The organism is Thalassoglobus sp., from assembly GCF_048270125.1.
Classification (GTDB): Bacteria; Planctomycetota; Planctomycetia; order Planctomycetales; family Planctomycetaceae; genus Thalassoglobus.
The window spans coordinates 64061-81613 of sequence record NZ_JBLWTN010000018.1 but is presented as its reverse complement, the minus strand read 5'-3'; the positions used below and the strand labels follow the sequence as shown (position 1 = coordinate 81613).

14 protein-coding genes are annotated in these 17553 nt (G+C 49.6%); 11 read left to right on the top strand and 3 right to left on the bottom strand.

Annotated elements, in window-relative coordinates; all coding sequences use genetic code 11:
- The first annotated feature begins 109 nt into the window (after nt 1–109).
- From ACN0YR_RS17685 to ACN0YR_RS17670, 4 genes are all read left to right on the top strand, one after another.
- Nucleotides 110–1549, top strand: coding sequence for an alkaline phosphatase D family protein (locus ACN0YR_RS17685; protein ID WP_417850563.1), 1440 nt, complete (start codon nt 110–112; stop codon nt 1547–1549).
- 329 nt (nt 1550–1878) lie between these two features.
- Nucleotides 1879–2514, top strand: a complete 636-nt coding sequence (locus ACN0YR_RS17680) for a penicillin-binding protein activator LpoB (protein WP_417850562.1) — start codon at nt 1879–1881, stop codon at nt 2512–2514.
- Between the two features lie 127 nt (nt 2515–2641).
- The gene (locus tag ACN0YR_RS17675) at nt 2642–4033 is read left to right on the top strand and encodes a hypothetical protein (protein WP_417850561.1); all 1392 of its coding nucleotides are present in this window, start codon (nt 2642–2644) and stop codon (nt 4031–4033) included.
- A 574-nt stretch (nt 4034–4607) separates the two neighbouring features.
- Nucleotides 4608–4796 carry a hypothetical protein gene (locus ACN0YR_RS17670; RefSeq protein WP_417850560.1) on the top strand — a complete coding sequence of 63 codons (189 nt, stop codon included), beginning with the start codon at nt 4608–4610 and terminating at the stop codon, nt 4794–4796.
- Nucleotides 4797–5007: 211 nt separating this feature from the next.
- Here the strand turns inward: ACN0YR_RS17670 and bcp are convergent, their stop codons facing one another.
- From bcp to ACN0YR_RS17655, 3 genes are all read right to left on the bottom strand, one after another.
- Nucleotides 5008–5487, bottom strand: coding sequence for a thioredoxin-dependent thiol peroxidase (bcp, locus tag ACN0YR_RS17665; RefSeq protein WP_417850559.1), 480 nt, complete (start codon nt 5485–5487; stop codon nt 5008–5010).
- A 192-nt stretch (nt 5488–5679) separates the two neighbouring features.
- Nucleotides 5680–6270, bottom strand: a complete 591-nt coding sequence (locus ACN0YR_RS17660; protein WP_417850558.1) for a hypothetical protein — start codon at nt 6268–6270, stop codon at nt 5680–5682.
- 354 nt (nt 6271–6624) lie between these two features.
- Nucleotides 6625–7611, bottom strand: a complete 987-nt coding sequence (locus ACN0YR_RS17655) for a DUF368 domain-containing protein (protein WP_417850557.1) — start codon at nt 7609–7611, stop codon at nt 6625–6627.
- Nucleotides 7612–8106: 495 nt separating this feature from the next.
- Between ACN0YR_RS17655 and ACN0YR_RS17650 the strand changes: the two genes are divergently transcribed.
- The 7 genes from ACN0YR_RS17650 to ACN0YR_RS17620 all read left to right on the top strand — a co-directional run bounded on the left by ACN0YR_RS17650 (nt 8107) and on the right by ACN0YR_RS17620 (nt 17338).
- A complete protein-coding gene (locus ACN0YR_RS17650) occupies nt 8107–9402 on the top strand; it encodes an MFS transporter (protein WP_417850556.1) in 1296 nt (431 codons plus the stop codon).
- 514 nt (nt 9403–9916) lie between these two features.
- Complete coding sequence (lexA, locus tag ACN0YR_RS17645) at nt 9917–10519, top strand: transcriptional repressor LexA (RefSeq protein ID WP_417850555.1); 603 nt, start codon at nt 9917–9919, stop codon at nt 10517–10519.
- Nucleotides 10520–11261: 742 nt separating this feature from the next.
- Entirely contained in the window at nt 11262–13811 is a 2550-nt protein-coding gene (locus ACN0YR_RS17640; protein WP_417850554.1) for an ATP-dependent Clp protease ATP-binding subunit, read from the top strand.
- 125 nt (nt 13812–13936) lie between these two features.
- Nucleotides 13937–14086 (top strand): hypothetical protein, encoded by a 150-nt coding sequence (locus ACN0YR_RS17635; RefSeq protein ID WP_417850553.1) that lies wholly within the window; start codon nt 13937–13939, stop codon nt 14084–14086.
- 249 nt (nt 14087–14335) lie between these two features.
- Nucleotides 14336–15694 (top strand): threonine synthase, encoded by a 1359-nt coding sequence (gene thrC, locus ACN0YR_RS17630; RefSeq protein WP_417850552.1) that lies wholly within the window; start codon nt 14336–14338, stop codon nt 15692–15694.
- Between the two features lie 50 nt (nt 15695–15744).
- Complete coding sequence (locus tag ACN0YR_RS17625; protein ID WP_417850551.1) at nt 15745–16254, top strand: hypothetical protein; 510 nt, start codon at nt 15745–15747, stop codon at nt 16252–16254.
- Between the two features lie 73 nt (nt 16255–16327).
- A complete protein-coding gene (locus ACN0YR_RS17620) occupies nt 16328–17338 on the top strand; it encodes a rhomboid family intramembrane serine protease (RefSeq protein WP_417850550.1) in 1011 nt (336 codons plus the stop codon).
- Nucleotides 17339–17553: the final 215 nt, after the last annotated feature.

The following is a 17553-nucleotide window of genomic DNA, read 5'->3' as shown; positions in this document are numbered from 1 at the left end:
TAAGAATTTCGACGGCCATGGGAGTTGCTCCTCATTCAGTTTCACATCTGGGAAGAAACTTCATAAAGTCAAGTTTCAAACTCTCTTTCTGTTGCTTGTGAGGCGTCAAATGCTTGGTCTTCGTGGTTTCATTACACTGGTTCTCTTGATTGTCGGGAGTATGGAAGCAGATGTCTCGGTTGCCGCTGAGTTGGGAATGGGGCTACGTGTTGGCGAGGTGACGCAGAACTCAGCTGTCGTGTGGACCCGTATTACGAAAACGAAAGAACGCAATTGGGACGGGATTGTCTCACCGCCGTTGCGATCAAAGAGTCGAAAGAACGAGATTTCGGAAATTCCGGTGCAGGACCTGGAAGGGGAGATCACCGGCGCTTCCGGATTGCTCAGGCTCTCCTGGTCAACCAGCGATTCATTCGAAGATGCAAACGTCACAAAGTGGGTGGCAGCGAAGGCTTCTGGAGATTTTGTCCACCAGTTCGAAATCAATGAGTTGAGCCCGGGAACGAAGTATTTCCTGCGGGTTGATGCGAAAGATGCTGAGGGTGCGACCATCACTGCGACGGCGGCGGGTTCCTTCAGCACTCCGGTAGAAGCAGATCAATGGCAGGATGCCTCGTTCGCTGTCGTCACAGGGCAAATGTACAAAGATCTGGACCATCGGGAGGGGTTTCACATTTATCCAGCCATGAAGAAAGTTGGAGTAGATTTCATCGTCCCGACGGGAGACACCGTTTATTACGATAACGAAACTCCCCGCGCCCACACTCTTGAATTGGCTCGCTATCACTGGCATCGCATGTACTCGCTGCCACGTCACATTGAATTCCATCAGACGATACCAGGTTACTGGGAGGTCGATGATCATGATGCGTTGAGCGACGATTGCTGGCCGACAAAGAACCCAAAGTTCATGCTGCCTCTGACATTCGAGCAAGGCTATGCCACATTTCGTGAGCAAGTTCCTTTGGGGACGCAACCGACTCACCGCACTGTTCGCTATGGGAAAGGGTTGCAGATCTGGATGGTCGAAGGGCGTTTGTATCGCTCGCCAAACAACAGTCCTGACGGACCAGAGAAAACGATCTGGGGGAAAGAGCAGAGAGAGTGGTTAATGAAGTCGATCCTTGAAAGTGATGCCGATTTCAAAGTTCTCGTCAGCCCAACTCCAATCGTTGGCCCGGATCGCAGTGGCAAGAAAGACAATCATGCGAACGAAGTTTTTGCTTACGAAGGGAATCTGTTTCGTGATTGGACAGCAGAACATAAGTTGGACAACTTCTTTGTCTGTTGTGGAGATCGACACTGGCAATATTACTCGATCGACCCCAAGACAAAACTGAAAGAGTTCTCATGCGGGCCTGCGAGTGACCAGCATGCTGGCGGGACTCCCGGACAGGATTTTGAGATTCAACCGTTCCACCGCGTCAAGGGGGGCTTTCTGTCTGTGAATGTTCTCAAAGAGGAAGGCAGCCCGGTGATCGCGTTTCGACATCATGACGTTCACGGGAAGGTCGTCAACGAGTACAAGCAAGTCAGTCAGGAAAAATAAACCTGTAAATAACGCCTGCGAATCACCTGCTCGCCTGGGAAAATTCCGTTGACGAAATCGCAAGATCTACGGCAGTTGGTGAAAATCTAAAACTTGAATTAATTGCAGCACAATTGATATTGAGAAACCGCAGAGGGGAGCGGGCTCTCTTTCCTATCAAGATTCTCAGGTTTGCGCATCCTGCCGTCTCTTCGGCGGATAGTGCCGCCAGAGCTCCATGTCAACGGTTCAATTCAATCTGGTATGGGGTAGTTTTCGATAAGGTTTTAGCATTCGCGGTTCGATACTGGAATGCGGCCTGTTCGAATGACTCACGATACGGAATTGCCATGGATCGGCGAAACTTTCTTTCTACATCATCAATCGTTTTGTTCACTTCAACCTTTGGTTGTCGAGGAACACAAAAAGCGACGGTTCTTGATCCGACTGATGCAGATGCAATAGCCAGCCATGAAGCAGGCGCGGAGACCTGGAAACCACTGATTGATGAAGCGGTCAGTCGCTTGACTGGTCGGCAGATTCAGGAGATCCAGCAAGCTTCAGCTGTAGGTATGCCGTCCGGTAAAAAACGGATCTGCTTTATTGGAGTCGAAAACCGCAGTGCCGAGGAAATTGGCGACTTCAAAGAACAGATCTACGAACATATCGATACTTTGCTTTCCAATTCGGAGCTCTTTGGCTCGATCAGTCGACGTTATGTCGATGCGGGGTTACGCGATGCACGATTGCGTCCGGACGACCTGTTCATGCCAAAAAATCAGCAACTCTTCACGCAGACCATGCAGAAGATGAATCAGCCATTCGACTACATGTTGTTTGCGAAGATTACATCTGGCACGACGCGTGACAACAAGAAGTATCAACGAGATTACTTGCTGACACTGGAAATGGTGGACATCAACACCGGTGAATTCACAAAAGAGTCAGCGACTCTCCGGAAGATGTACAAAAAATCTCTTATGTAGATGTTGTGCAGCGTTCGGGCGGTTTCTCTGTGGTTGATCCGACTGTTGCGGTGAGAGTGAATTCTCAACGGACTTGCTCAATATTGAAATGTCGCCGCCCACGTCTCTCCTCTAAGCAGCGATCAGTATGTTGATCTTTCGTCAAACTGACCTTCATGACAGCGTGCGAACAAGTGCGATAGCCGTGACTTTTGTGTTGCTGGTAGGCCTGTCTGGCTGCGCGACGCATGCTCATCAGCTGGAAGGAATCCGAGACGACTATTACTCCGGTCATCTCGAGAAGTCTGCGAAGACAATTGATCAGCTACTTGCGAAGGAGACCAAAGAGTCAGATGCTCTCAAACTCGATCGAGCAATCGTTGAGCTGACATCCGGCCAGCCCGATCGTGCAGAGCAAACCTTGCGACAGGTGCGAGATCGGCTTGACCACCTCGAACAGAAAGATGCAGGTGAACAGGCTCTTTCCATGATTCGGGATGATCAAAGTGTCTCCTGGTCCGGCGAGGACTATGAGAAGGTGCTCGTGCGGACGTTTTTAGCAATTTCCAACTTGATGAACGGCGGTGATGACGCTGGGGCTTATGCTCTTCAAGTTGATGAAAAGCAGAATCAAATCATTGCTAAAATGGAGCAGAAGCGCCATCCCAACGAAGCGGAGCTGGACTTCAAACGGATTGCCTTGGGGCCATACATCCACGCTGCAATGACCGAAGAACGGCATTCCAATTATGACGACATCGAACGTTCCCGGTTGAAAGTTGTGAGCTGGGAAGAAGGGTTTCGAGATGGCAAAGACGACCTCCAGCGAGCGCGGCATGGTCGGCACTCTGAGCCAGGAAATGGAGTTGTCTATCTGTTTTGTCTTGTTGGCCGCGGGCCCTACAAAGTGGAAGCGAATGAAATCCCGACACAAGTTTCGATGCTGATCGTTGATCAGATCCTCAGTAATGTTTTGGATCAAACGCTTACACCAACGATTGCTCCTGTGAAAATACCGGTCGTCAAACCGGGGCGTTCTGTCATCTCGAACGTCGGGGTCATCGTCGATGGGGATGACATTGGGACAACAGCGACGATCACAAACGTGAGTGAATTTGCGGTTCAGCAGTCAGAAGCAAATCGATCCGAAGTGCTGGCGAGAGCAGTGGTCCGCAGGACGTTGAAAAAGGCTGCAGCCTATGCTGTGAAAAGCAAAGTGAATGCCCAGAGTTCCCCAGTGGCTGATATAGCCTTGACCGTGGCCGGCATTGCCTGGGAAGCTGCTGAAAATGCAGACACACGTTGTTGGGGCCTCTTGCCTGATCAGATTCAGGTGCTTCGAGTCGAACTTCCAGCAGGCGAACATCAATTCGAGTTGAAACCGCTTCAGGGTGGCAAGAGAGTCGGGCGGTCTGAAGGGCTCACCGTTCAGGTTGAAGATGGCCGGAATACGTATCTTCTCGCAACGATTCCAGATACAGAGTTTGTCGGCGAAGTGGTCACAAATTTCGCTGATCGTAAAACGAATGTGGAAAAGTAGTCCGCACACTTATGTATGACGCCTCGCTGAACGAGTTCCACAGCGAAACAAGTCAACGTTTGCGGTTTGCTGCCTCGCATTCAAAGCTGTCCGGGGCAGTGAGATCTTGCTATCTGTCGTAGAATTACGCTTTCTTGACCCGACTCTTTGGAGCTTCTTCCCTGTAGTTTCGACCGAAGAAGAGCTTCCAGTTGATTCCCCAAAGTTCCTTACGAAACGTCATCTATAATCTCGTGACAAGGGGAACTATTTAGAATCAGTCCGAAAACCTCTGGAGCAGCCGCTTTCCTCAACGTTTGAGAAAGCAATTTCAAGTTTTAGGATCAGTTCTAGATCATCATTCAAATTGGTGTACAGGTTCAGTCTCGTGGCGAACGGCAATTTTTTGATGAAACGAGTTCTTCACGGGCACACGGTAGAGCAGACTGCTCTAGTGGTGCAATCCTGTTGTTGGCCTGAATTTTGTTTTGAAATCGTGATGGAGTCGTTATGATTCTTTCGCTTTTCAATCAGATGTTCAGGGATTGCAAAAGTGGCTTGTTTTTCTGGCACGCGGGCAGTGTTGTCATAAACAATGAAGAAGCGAAGTGCAAAAAAAAGTGCAAAAAGATTGATTCAGTCCAAAGAGTTAGGGGCTCGTAACGGAGATCAAATTCAACAGGCGCTTTCAGATGTCGAAGGTCTGGAGCGGTTGCAAGTGATGCAGCTGACGATGATTCGAGAAATTCATCGTCAGCTGAAAGAGTTGAAAAAGAAGGCTTAGAGCATCTTTCGAATTGGTTTGCAGGTTCTGCCTCGTGGCAAACAGCATTTTTCCTAGAGAAATGCGTTCTTCACGGGCACACGGTAGAGCAAACTGCTCTAGCGGGCCTTGGAACAATTCCAATATCGGTTACGACGTTCTGCCTCGTGGGCGAGTCTTCGATGAGGTCATGGAAGTGACCTTCACGGGATGGGTAAGTCTTGATAGTGCTCTACTTGGAAAGCTCAGAGAGTTTTTCGCGAACTTCATCGACATGCCCTTTGACTTTCACTTTAGGCCAAACGGCTGCAATTTTGCCTTCCTTGTCGATGAGGAATGTTGCTCGCTGAATGCCCATGTAGGTCTTCCCGTAATTCTTTTTTTCAACCCAGACCCCGTACTTTTCTGCGATAGCGTGGTCTTCATCAGATAGTAGAGGGAACGGCAATTCAAATTTGGTTGCAAATTTTTCATGCGACTTCAGGCTGTCTCCGCTGATCCCAAGGACCACAGTCTCTGCACTTTCAAACTGTCCAAGGTTGTCACGAAAGTCGCACGCTTCGGTGGTACAACCAGGCGTGTTATCGCGCGGGTAGAAATAGAGCACGACGTTCTTTTCGCCTTTAAATTGGCTGAGTCTGATTTTTCCTTCTGGGATCGCTGGCAGAGTGAAGGCTGGGGCTCGTTTGCCGACTTCAGGGATGCTCGACATATCTATTCCGGTATCGTGAGAATCTGTGAATGAGGATTGACCTACCATAGATTCTTTGTGGCTGACATTGAAGCGGGGCAGCGGTGAAACTTATGGCCAAAGGGGATGGCCAGAACCGGTCCGTAAACCTCTGGAATAGCTGCTTTTCTCAATGAGTGAGAGAGCAATTTCAAGTTTCAGGATCAGTTCTATTTATTTCCCATCGCTTTCTAAGTCAATCACCTGCCATTCTTTCGAGGCTGCCGAGCAAATGTAGATCTTGGATTTGACTTGGAATTTGACAGTCATCTTTGAAAATCCGGGAATAGGGACTTCTTCTGCATCGACCTGAAGCCACTTTCCAGTTTGATCACCGATCGCGTAAGCAGTCTTTTCATCCACAAAGCAAACCATCGTTCCCGAATGAATGAACTGAGCACTTTTAGTTTTCGTTTTTACAGCTTGCCATTTCCCGGTCGTTGCGATGAACGCGTAGGCAGATTTGTTGTGAGCGAAGCAGGCAATATTGGCTGAGACCACTGGTACAAATGGTTCAACCTTTTCCTCGAAACTCAGTGACGCAGTTTTGCCTGTCAGAGCCGAGAATGCAGTCACCGTTTTTCCAGTTTTGGAAATCGTAATCAAAACATTGTCTGTCTCGACATACGGAGTCGACGACGCCTGCAGGTTTGAACCAAAAGTTCCGTTATCAAGCCCACCGAATCCTCCACCACCATTAATTTGTGCGTGGGTGGAACTTGCAATGGAGAAGACAAGAATCGTTGCGAAGACTCGAACAGGCATGGCTCCAGGCTCTCATGAAAAGTGTGTTTTTATTTTCGATAGCATTGTTCGAAATGATGTTCGTGTTCTGCCATGGCGAACAGCAATTTTCGCCAGGGGAAAAGGCTCTCCACCGGCACAAGAAACACGTAACTTTTTTAGAACTGGTCTCAAAACTTGCTGTTCACTTCTCTGGTACAGAGAAAGGTCGCAATTCCATAGGTCCTGAGACTGCTTCTAGATTCAATAAACGTTCGCAGTGATCGTCTGTTAACAACTGATGTTGCGTGTTTGAGAGATTTTTTTTGAGCCGGGCACTTTCAATTCAATAGTGTCGAGCGGAGTGGAAGACTCAATATCGTCGCGACAATCAGGCTATTCCGATGTGACCTCTTCGAGAGCTTGTTTTGGTGACCCAAGGTGCTCAAGTCCAAATACAAGGACAGCTGCGACAATGGCAACCAGAATAGTCAGTGCGAAGTCGCCATTGATTTCGATCTTTGAAAACGGAACGATTTCGAAAACCTTGTGCTTGAACTCTTCGACTTCGGGAGTGGTGTCGACTTGGAAAGGCCAGATTTTGTACAGCGAGCCAATCATGAATCCACACAGTAGTGACATTGTTTGTGCGGCGTAATTGGCGAGGAGCCATCGCAGGAGTTTGGCAAATGAAATCAGCCCGACCAGACACCCGCAAGCAAACGTGAGAACGAGAAGGATTGACTCTATAGTGAGTTTGAGCTTGATGACCGCTTTGATGATCCCGGTGATCTCGTGGTACTTACCAAGGATTAGCAAGATGAATGAGCCGCTGATTCCGGGGAGGATCATTGCGCAAATCGCGATGGCTCCACACAGGAAGATATACCAGAGGTGATCGGGTGGATTTGCCAGTGCCGGCTGAGAGACAAGCCAGACAGCAAAGACAGCTCCGCCTGCTAAGAGTCCATATTCCAGAGCGCGCCAACGTGTCACAAGCTTGGCAACCAGGAAGCAACTCGCTCCGATCATGCCGAAGAAAGCTGCCATCGTGTACTGTCGGTAATCTTCCAGCAACGTATGCATTACCGATCCGAGCAGTACGATGCCGACGAGAATGCCCATCCCGAGTGGGATGATAAATCGCAAGTCGATATGCTTGGCAGCGTCCCGAAACTTTCGCTGAGAGACGAACGTCAAGAGCGTTGCGTCAACATGACTGACTGCACTGATGAGCCTCTCGTAGATCCCCAGAATGAGTGCAACGGTTCCACCCGAAACCCCCGGGATCACATCCGCTCCTCCCATTAAAACGCCTCGCCCCAGTTGAGCAAGATCTTCAGTTGAGGGGATTTTCTTCGTGGCCGCATCGTCCTTGGTCATGTTTTTTTGTTCGTCGTTCATTGCATGTTGAAGCGATTGAGGCTCGGAAGTTTAGGTGGATTCAAAAGTCGGAGAAAGCAACTGCTGCAAAAGTTTGCAGTTCCAGGGAAGATTTCTACTGAAACGGGTGGTTTGCCGGAGTCTCGCAAGTGTCCAATAAAAAAACGCTGAGGCAAAATGCGAATCCGGAGAATAAGAAAACTGATCGATGAAGTGAACTTTCAGGCAGTTTTCAATGTCTCGGCAATAGGGACTCATGAAATCGGGTGGTCGTTGACCGAGATTGTGATAACATTCGGACTCACCCCCACCGAGGCTCCTGTGGCATCAGGTGTTGGTAGAAAACCATCGGCAGGGGTTGAAGTGTCGTTTGAGGAATTCTGCTGGGCTGTCATTCTCGACCAATCGTTAGAGATCATTCAGACGAGATGTGTTTGTGTGAAGATCTAAACGTTCTCATTCTTTAAGGCAAACTTTAAGGCAAAGTATACGGACATGAGTCACGGACGTCGTCCCGAGGAATCGGAGCGAATTTATACACGACGATTCTGGTTGGCATTCGCTGCGAATGTCGTCCTTGTGACTGCGAATGCGCTGACGTTTCGATTTGCTGAGTTTGTTAGATTTCTCGGTGGAAGCGAAGAAACAACCGGAGTGATCGTGAGCGTTGGCCTTGTCGGGTCGCTGTTCTTTCGTGCCTTTCTGGGACAGGCTCTTGATCAGTTGGGAATCCGAAAGATCTGGATTGTTTGCTCGCTGATCAACATCACCGGTTCGGCACTCGTGTTAACGGCCCCTGATGTGGGGATTCAGATCTACGCTGCGAGAATCATCTTTGTGATTGGGCTCTCCGGGATGTTTGCCTCTTCGGTTTCACATATTCAGCATCTGGCTCCCCTGAGCCGGCGTACTGAAGTGATAGGGACGTTCGGAGCGAGTGGCTTTGTGGGGATGATCTGCGGAACGAATCTGGGCGATTTGATCTTTCATCTCTACCCGGAAAGTCGTCAGCTTTACCATGTTTTGTTCGGAATCTCCCTGCTGGCAAGTGTTCTTCACATGTGCCTGGCGATTTGGTTAACGAGAAGCGAACGTCACGAAACTCCGTCATTCACCCCGCCGATTCATAAGCTGATGATGCGGTATTGGCCGCATCGAGTCTTTCTGGTCACATTCATGATGGGGATGGGATTTGCGGTCACGATGACGTTTCTGACTCGCTACTCGACCGAATTGGGACTCAGTGGAATCCGGACCTTCTTTACGGCCTATGCCGTGACCGCTTTCACAGTGAGGCTCGTCGCGCGGCAATGGAGTCGCAGCATGGGGCGGCATCGCTTGATTTGCATGGGGCTGCTCGGCCATGCGATCGGACATTTGCTAATGACCTTTGTGACGACCGACTGGCAGTTCATTCCTCCTGCGATGTGTCTGGGATTTGGTCATGCACTATTGTTTCCGTGTGTCGTCTCGATGGGAGCCGGAGCGTTTCCCGACCAGTATCGCGGGACAGGAACCACGGTGACACTGGCAGCGATCGACAGCGGAACGATTCTCACCGCGCCGATTCTCGGATGGATCATCGATCATTACGGCTTCTTTGCGATGTTCTATTTCGTCAGCGGGTCGTTATTAGTCGGGGCTGTCTCGTATCTGGCGCTGACCTCGAAGCTTGTTGATTCTGATATCGAGATCAAAACGGAGAGCGAACAACAGGAGCCTCCAAGAGCAGCGAAGGTTTTGGAGGCAGTTCAAGTGACTTCCAAAGAACCTGCTCGCGTTCGCCCTTGATAGTGTTTTCAATACTTGTCGTGCCCGCAACGCAGAATGCGAACAGCCATTCGAAATGGCTTATTCGAAAGCTGCTGTCAGGGTAGCTCTTTGATTCACCCATTGCTCCATCCAGGCTCTTCGACTCTCTCTTTCACGTCCTGGAATCTTCACAATTCAGTCTGATCAGTCAGAATTGTGAAATGAATTGCATTGCAGTGATGGCATGCAGCAGCGTAGGGATGCACTGAATTCTTTTAATGAAACGGGCGTATTCCCGGTTCAAACAGGCGAGAGGAACTGCTCGTTTTCGAGTAATTTCCAGAGAGACATTGAAGTTTCCGCATGGATCGTCAAGACTAGGGTACACATGAACCGTGAACAGAGGTATATTGTGAACGGAAGTTCTTGTGTTTGCGACTTCGTTTGGTGTAGCTCTAACAAAGCCTGAGTGCATGATCGTGAGTCTATTGAAAGACAACGATTTCAGAAGTCATTGTTGAATGTTTCTAAAACATGTTTGAGGAGTTAATCGATGACCGACCCACCCAAGTTGACGAAACGACAACAGTCGATCTACGAATTCATCAAAGATCGTATCGTGAACCGTGGGTATGGGCCGACGGTTCGGGAAATTGGGACGAACTTTGAAATTAAATCTCCCAACGGAGTCATGTGCCATCTCAAGGCGCTGGAGAAAAAGGGGCTAATTACACGTGAGCAGAACATGTCGCGTGCGATTCAACTCACAGAGGCACTCAACCGTGGTAAAACATCATTGCCGATGGCGGGGCAAATCGCTGCCGGGGCGCCGACATTGGCAGTCGAGCAGGCCGAAGAGGTCGATTTCGGTGATCTGTTTGCTGATGAAGAGCATTTTTGCTTGAAAGTCAGCGGTGAATCGATGATTGAAGATCACATCGCAGATGGTGATTTTGCCATTATTCACAGGCAGTCGACTGCAAGTCCCGGTGAGATCGTCGCTGCTTTAGTCGATGGAGAGGACGCAACTCTCAAGCGGTTCTATCGCGAAGAAGACCGCTATCGTTTAGAGCCTGCGAACTCAACAATGGAGTCGATTTACAGCCAGGACGTCCAGATATTGGGTGTTTTGGTCGGGGTGATCCGGCAGTATTAGAGTCATCTCTGTGCTTGAGCATCTTTCGGATAGGCGTACAGGTTCTGTCTCCTGGCGAAAAGCAATTTTATTGATGGAACTCGTTCTGTACGGGCACACGGTAGAGCAAACTGCTCGAGCCGTGTCCGTGTGATCCGTTTCTGACTTCAGTGACCGCTCGTGATGAGGTTGGTCATGAAGACTAGAATTTCTGGTGTTTCGTGGAGATTGTCTCTTCCGCCAGCATGGGCTGAAAGTCTGCAACGATCTAGAGCATCTTTCGGATTGGTTTGCAGGTTCTGCCTCGTGGCGAACAGCATTTTTACTAGAACTGATCCTGAAACTTGAAATTGCTCTCTCAAACGTTGAGGAAAGTGGCTATTCCAGAGGTTTTCGGACTGGTTCTAGAGAAATGCGTTCTTCACGGGCAAACGGTAGAGCAAACTGCTCTAATCATTCAGGCGCGTGCGAACTCGGTTTGGTGTCAGATTCGTAGTGTTTGTTGAGAAATGAGAAAAATTCTTCGTGGAAATTACTTCAACTTGGCTGAGATTGCTGAGCAAATCTTGTCCCGTTTGGTGTTCAGGGCTAGAATCTGGTTAGGTGAATTTATTCCCTCATCATTACTGAGGCCCCACATCGATTGTTTTGATTGATTCAGCAGGATGGCTGAATTGAAAGGCGATGTGAGTTTCATCGCACGGAGATTGTTTCTCTGGGCTGTTCACTAGCGAATTAAATTCACGCAAACAGGAGTCAGAGAATGTACGAACGCTTTACCGATCGAGCCCGGAAGGTCATGCAATTGGCCAATCAGGAAGCTCAACGGTTTAATCACGAATATATCGGAACAGAGCACATCCTTCTGGGGCTTGTTAAAGAAGGATCTGGTGTTGCAGCGAATGTCTTGAAGAATCTGGACGTCGACCTTCGCAAGATTCGACTCGAAGTCGAAAAAATTGTGCAATCTGGCCCAGATTTGGTGACCATGGGGAAACTTCCGCAAACTCCACGCGCTAAGAAAGTGATTGAGTATGCGATGGAGGAAGCCCGCAATCTGAACCATAATTACGTCGGAACCGAGCACTTGCTGCTGGGATTGCTGCGTGAGCAAGAAGGGGTCGCTGCTCAGGTTTTGATGAACCTCGGCTTGAAGCTGGAAGACGTTCGGGAAGAAGTCTTAAACCTTCTCGGTCACGGACTCGAAGGGGCTGAACAGTCTGAACGTGGCGGAGCACCGTCAGGAAAGGCTGGAAAAAGCAAAACGCCTGCTCTCGACAGTTTCGGTCGCGATCTGACAGAACTGGCTCGTCAAGGAAAGCTTGATCCTGTGATTGGGCGTTCCGAAGAAATTGAACGTATCACGCAAGTCCTTTGTCGTCGTCAGAAAAATAACCCGGTTTTGCTTGGTGAAGCAGGGGTCGGAAAAACCGCCATCGTCGAAGGGTTCGCCCAGCTGGTTGTTGATGGCAGCGTTCCGGACTTGCTGCGTGAGCGACGTATTGTCGTCCTCGACCTGGCGATGATGGTTGCGGGAACGAAATACCGCGGTCAGTTCGAAGAGCGTATTAAAGCGGTCATGAACGAAGTTCGTCGTGCGAAGAACGTGATTCTGTTCATTGACGAATTGCACACGCTTGTCGGTGCTGGTGGAGCGGAAGGGGCGATTGACGCTTCGAACGTTCTGAAGCCTGCATTGAGTCGAGGTGAGTTGCAATGTATCGGAGCGACGACTCTCGATGAGTACCGAAAGTACATCGAGAAAGACGCCGCTCTGGAACGACGCTTCCAAATGGTTCTTGTCGATCCACCGAGCAAAGTTCAGACAGTCGAAATCCTCAAAGGACTTCGTGATCGGTACGAGTCTCATCACAAGGTTCAGTACACCGATGATGCTCTTGAAAAATCTGTTGAGCTTTCAAGCCGTTACATCACTGGTCGTTGCCTGCCGGACAAAGCGATTGATGTCATCGACGAAGCGGGTGCACGAATTCGCCTGAAATCGATGGTTCGACCTCCGGATCTCAAAGAACTCGAAGAAGATATCGAGCGATTCAATACGCAGAAAGAAGAGGCCGTTGCGAATCAGGACTTTGAGAAAGCAGCCAATTTGCGTGATAAGGCTGATCAGCTGAAGAAGAAGAAAGAGTCGATCACGAGTGAATGGCGTCAGAAATCGCAGGAGACCGACGGTGTCGTCGATGCCGAAGTGATCTCCGAGGTTGTCGCTAAAATGACCGGCGTTCCGCTCACACGCCTTTCCAGCGAAGACACCGTACGTCTGCTGGAGATGGAAAGCGTGATGCACAAACGTGTCGTCAGTCAGGACGAAGCGATCAAACTGGTTTGTAAAGCGGTTCGTCGTTCGCGCAGTGGACTCAAAGATCCCAAGCGTCCAACGGCAACGTTCTTGTTCTCTGGTCCAACCGGGGTCGGGAAAACCTTACTTGCCAAAACGCTCGCTGAGTTCATGTTCGGTGATGAAGAGGCACTCGTTCAAATCGACATGAGTGAATACCAGGAACGGCACAATATCAGTCGTTTGATCGGAGCTCCTCCGGGATACGTCGGCTACGAAGAAGGTGGACAACTTACTGAGAAAATCCGCCGTCGTCCGTATGCGGTTGTGCTGCTCGACGAAATCGAAAAAGCCCACCCGGACATCTACAACATGCTGTTGCAGATTATGGAAGAAGGGCATTTGACTGATAGCTTCGGTCGAAAGGTCGACTTCAAGAACGTCATCCTGATTATGACAACCAACGTCGGTGCCAAAGCGATTGCCAATGCCTCGTTTGGATTCGGAAACCAGAACGTGGAAACCGCTCATGATGACATGAAGAAGAACGTCATGGCGGAAGTCAGCAAACGCTTCAAGCCTGAGTTCATCGGGCGATTGGACGAAGTTGTTGTCTTCCATAAACTGGCTGACGATGATCTGAAACACATCGTTGAGTTTGAACTGAAGAAAGTTCGTGAACGACTCAAGGAACGTGGTCTGGTTCTTGAATTGGCCGATGAAGCGAAGCAACACGTCATCGACAAAAGTAAGTCCGAACAAGGGGATCGCGATCACACAGACTACGGGGCTCGTCCATTACGACGTGCTGTCGAAGTTTATGTGGAAGATCCGCTGGCTGAGGAGTTGCTGCGAGGTCAGTTTGATGGGAAAAACATCATCAAGGTTGGCGTCCGAAAAGTTGGTGATGAAACGCAACTCGACTTCGAAGGGGAATACAGAGAGACCCCAAGCGAAGAAAATCTGGAAGCTGTCGGAGCAACCGCTGAAGGCGATCAGGCTTCAGAAGAGTAAGTCTTCGAGAGGATCAACCGAATTTGAAAGCCATTTTCAGATCGGTAGTGATTTCCAATAATTGAAAAGCCGAAGTGTTGCACCTGCAGCACTTCGGCTTTCTTTATGTACTTCGAGGATCTTCAATGCTTGTCGTGCCAGTTCTCGTTGCCAGTGAAATTTACTTTCGTGGCTTCACAGGCTACTGGTCTCGGGGCAGAGCGGACATCGTTTCCAATAATGTGATTGATGATGTCAACTTTCTGGAATTCCGAACTGTCTACTTTTTGGCCTGATTCTGCAGTCTGAGTATGTTCTCTCGGAAATGGACAAAAGTGGCTACTTGAGGGGGCTTCGGACTGGTTCTGAGGCTGTTGCTTTGCAAATCTCGGAAACTTGGTTTGTGTCTGGATCGACTGCGAGTATCATTCATTTCCATCAGATCTGGGAATCAGCGATGTAGCGAACCTTCGTACGTGCCGTTGGCTCCCAGTCGGAAGACCGTTGTCGAATTGCCACTGTTTTTGAATCCCTGAGCCGTTTTTATGTCCACCGATTTAGCGTACCAGTCCAGTATTTCTCCTGACCATTCGAGTACATACGGGCTCGACGAAGTCCTGACTGCCTGTCCCGAAACGGGAGAGTTGCTGGATATTCAATACGATTGGGATCGTGTGGAAGTTCCCTCTTCGTTGAAGGAGTTCGAATCTCGCTGGGCAAATCGAAATTGCCCGCTCGACTACAGTGGTGTCTGGCGATTCCGTCAACTGCTGCCGTTTGCTCCTGATGATCAAATCGTGACGATCGGGGAAGGGCAGACGTTGCTCCAACAATCAAATAGTGTCGCGAAGTATGTCGGCCTGAATGAAGGTCAGTTGTACCTGCAGTATGAAGGACTCAATCCGTCTGGCAGTTTTAAAGACAACGGGATGACGGCAGCTTCGACTCATGCGAGGATGGTTGGGGCGAAGATGGCGGCCTGTGCATCGACCGGGAACACGAGTGCGTCACTGGCAATCTACGCCGGGACGACGAAGCATTTCAAGGTGATTGTCTTTGTTGGAAGCGGGAAAATCGCTTACGGAAAGCTTTCTCAAGCCCTCGACTATGGAGCCACAACCCTTCAGATTCAAGGGGATTTCGACGATGCTCTCAAGCAGGTCCGCGAGGTTTGTAAGACGGCTGGGATTTACCTGTGCAACAGTGTGAATCCGTTTCGCCTCGAAGGGCAGAAGACAATTATGTATCGCGTTCTTGAAGGACTCAATTGGGAGGTTCCTGACTGGATCGTTGTTCCGGGTGGAAATCTGGGAAACTCAAGTGCCTTCGGGAAGGCTTTCATGGAGTTGAAAGAACTCGGCTTGATCGATCGCGTCCCTCGGCTGGCTGTCATTAATGCTCAAGGAGCGAACACGCTGTACGAACTGCATGAGAAACATGGTTTATGCTGGAACGGCGGAAAACCGGATTCTGAACTCATCAAGTCGTTCTACCAAAAGATGGATGACGAAGATCGGCGGGCCAATACGCTTGCCAGTGCGATTGAAATTAATCGCCCCGTGAACTTGAAGAAATGCTTGCGGGCTCTCGATTTTTGTGATGGAGTCGTGCGAGAAGTGAACGATGAAGAAATTCTTGATGGAAAATCACAAGTCGGAGCGGGAGGATTTGGGTGTGAACCGGCCAGTGGGGCGAGCGTCGCCGGGGCCAAGTTGCTGCGTCAGCAGGGAATCATCGCTCCCAGTGATCGTGTGGTTTGCATTTTAACCGGGCATCAACTCAAGGATCCGAATGCAACCGTGAACTATCATTCCGGGCAACCTGCTCCTGAATTTCAGAATGCTCCGATCCCGGTCGAGAATGACTTTGAAAAAATCATGGAAGTGATTCAAAGAATCGCATAAGATTCAACAGACCTGTTTTACTCATTCATCTTGACGAGGAGAGTGTTTCTTTGTTCAGTCCTTACGAGGAACTTGAATATCTCTCTGACTATCTCCCTGAAGAGGGGGAAGCTGTTCTCGTTGTGCGCGAATCGGGCGAGCTCATTTGCAAACCGTGGAGCCAGGACGACCTTCGAGAGGGCATTCACGATTCGCAACTCTATGGAATGCTCGTTCAGGCCAATGAGCGATTGAGTTCTGTTGGGACTACACCGCTTTGGGTAGCGGGCATTGCTCTGGTTTGGTTGGCGATTGTGGTTCATGGACTGCTCGGTGTTGGCTGGGATCGCTGGTATTTGATTCCCGGTTGTTCAATCCCAGTACTCTATGGAGCACTGTATTGGATGAAGAAACGTCAGCAGGCGTACTTTCAAAATGCGATTCTGCCAATGCTTCAAACGGAACTTCGGAACCGCCAGACACCGTTTTACTCCCTGGTGGCCGGAATCCGACAGCACGAAGAGTTCCGTTGTCTGCTGGATGAAATCGTCCATTGGTCTCCGCTGAAAAGTGAGCTATGATTGTTTGCTGAACATGTGCCGCGCTGGATGCTGGCACGCTCTTATTTTTCATTTTTAGCTGACTTCTGCTTCTATGGGCATCGAAAATCGCGAATATATGCGAGACGGCACTTCCAGCCACTATCGTGGGGGGAGTCCTGCGATGCAGAACATTGTCAAAACGTTGGTGATCGTCAACGTGCTTGTGTTCATCGCGCAGAACCTGCTTCAAGCACCGATCAGTGTCTCGGACTTTCCGAGGTACTACAATACAAAAGGCGCAACGCAGGAGCAGATTCAAGAGGCCTATCTGGAAGTGAAAGCTGCAGGTCGACTCCCGCAAGAACCGTTGCTCAATCAATGGTTCACGCTGGACTCTACGAAAGTTTTTCAAGGCCAAATCTGGCGCCTGACGACTTACGACTTCCTGCATTCGACCGAGAGTATCTGGCACATCTTTTTTAATATGTGGCTGCTGTACCTGGCTGGCAAACCTGTTGCGGACAAATACGGTCACCGAGAGTTTCTCTGGTTCTATTTAGTTGCCGGTGTCTTTTCGGCGGTCTTCTATATTGTCTGGGGAGCCATCAATCGGGAAGCTGTCGCTGCAGTTGGAGCGTCCGGAGCTGTCTCGGCGATATTGGTGCTCTATGCGATGAACTGGCCACACCATCGCTGGTATATTTATGGAATCATTCCGGTGCCGGCGATGCTTCTGGTCCTGATCTCTGCAGGGCTGGACCTGTTTCCAATGTTGATTCAATTCAGCGGAGGAGCGCGGACAGATAATATCGCTCACTCAGCTCACATCGGTGGGATGCTCTTCGGGTTTTTATACTTTCGACAGCAATGGACGTTCAGTTCTTTTGCTCCCAAAGGGTTCTCGTTGAAAAAGATACTGAGTTTCAAACGGAAACCGAACCTGAAAATACATCGGCCAGTTTCCTCTGCAGAAATCGCAGTGCCGAAGGAGCCTCAACCGATCCCTGCTCATGTTGCGCAGCGAGTTGATGAACTCTTGGAGAAGATCAGCCGCTCAGGCGAAGCGAGCCTCACTGCGGAAGAGCGGGATTTTCTTAACGAATCCAGTCGAAAATATCGCTAGAGCAGTTTGCTCTACGGTGTGCCCGTGAAGACCGCATTTCTCTAATAAAATGCTGTTCGCCAGGAGACAGATCCTGCAAACCAATTCGAAAGATGCTCTAGAGCAAATTCACGATTGGTCTGCAGTCATATCGCTGAATCTTGGCTGGGCGTTTACCTCCCCCGGTGACTCACCGGAGGCTTTTGAGCCCGTGCTGTAAAAGCGTGACCTCTCAC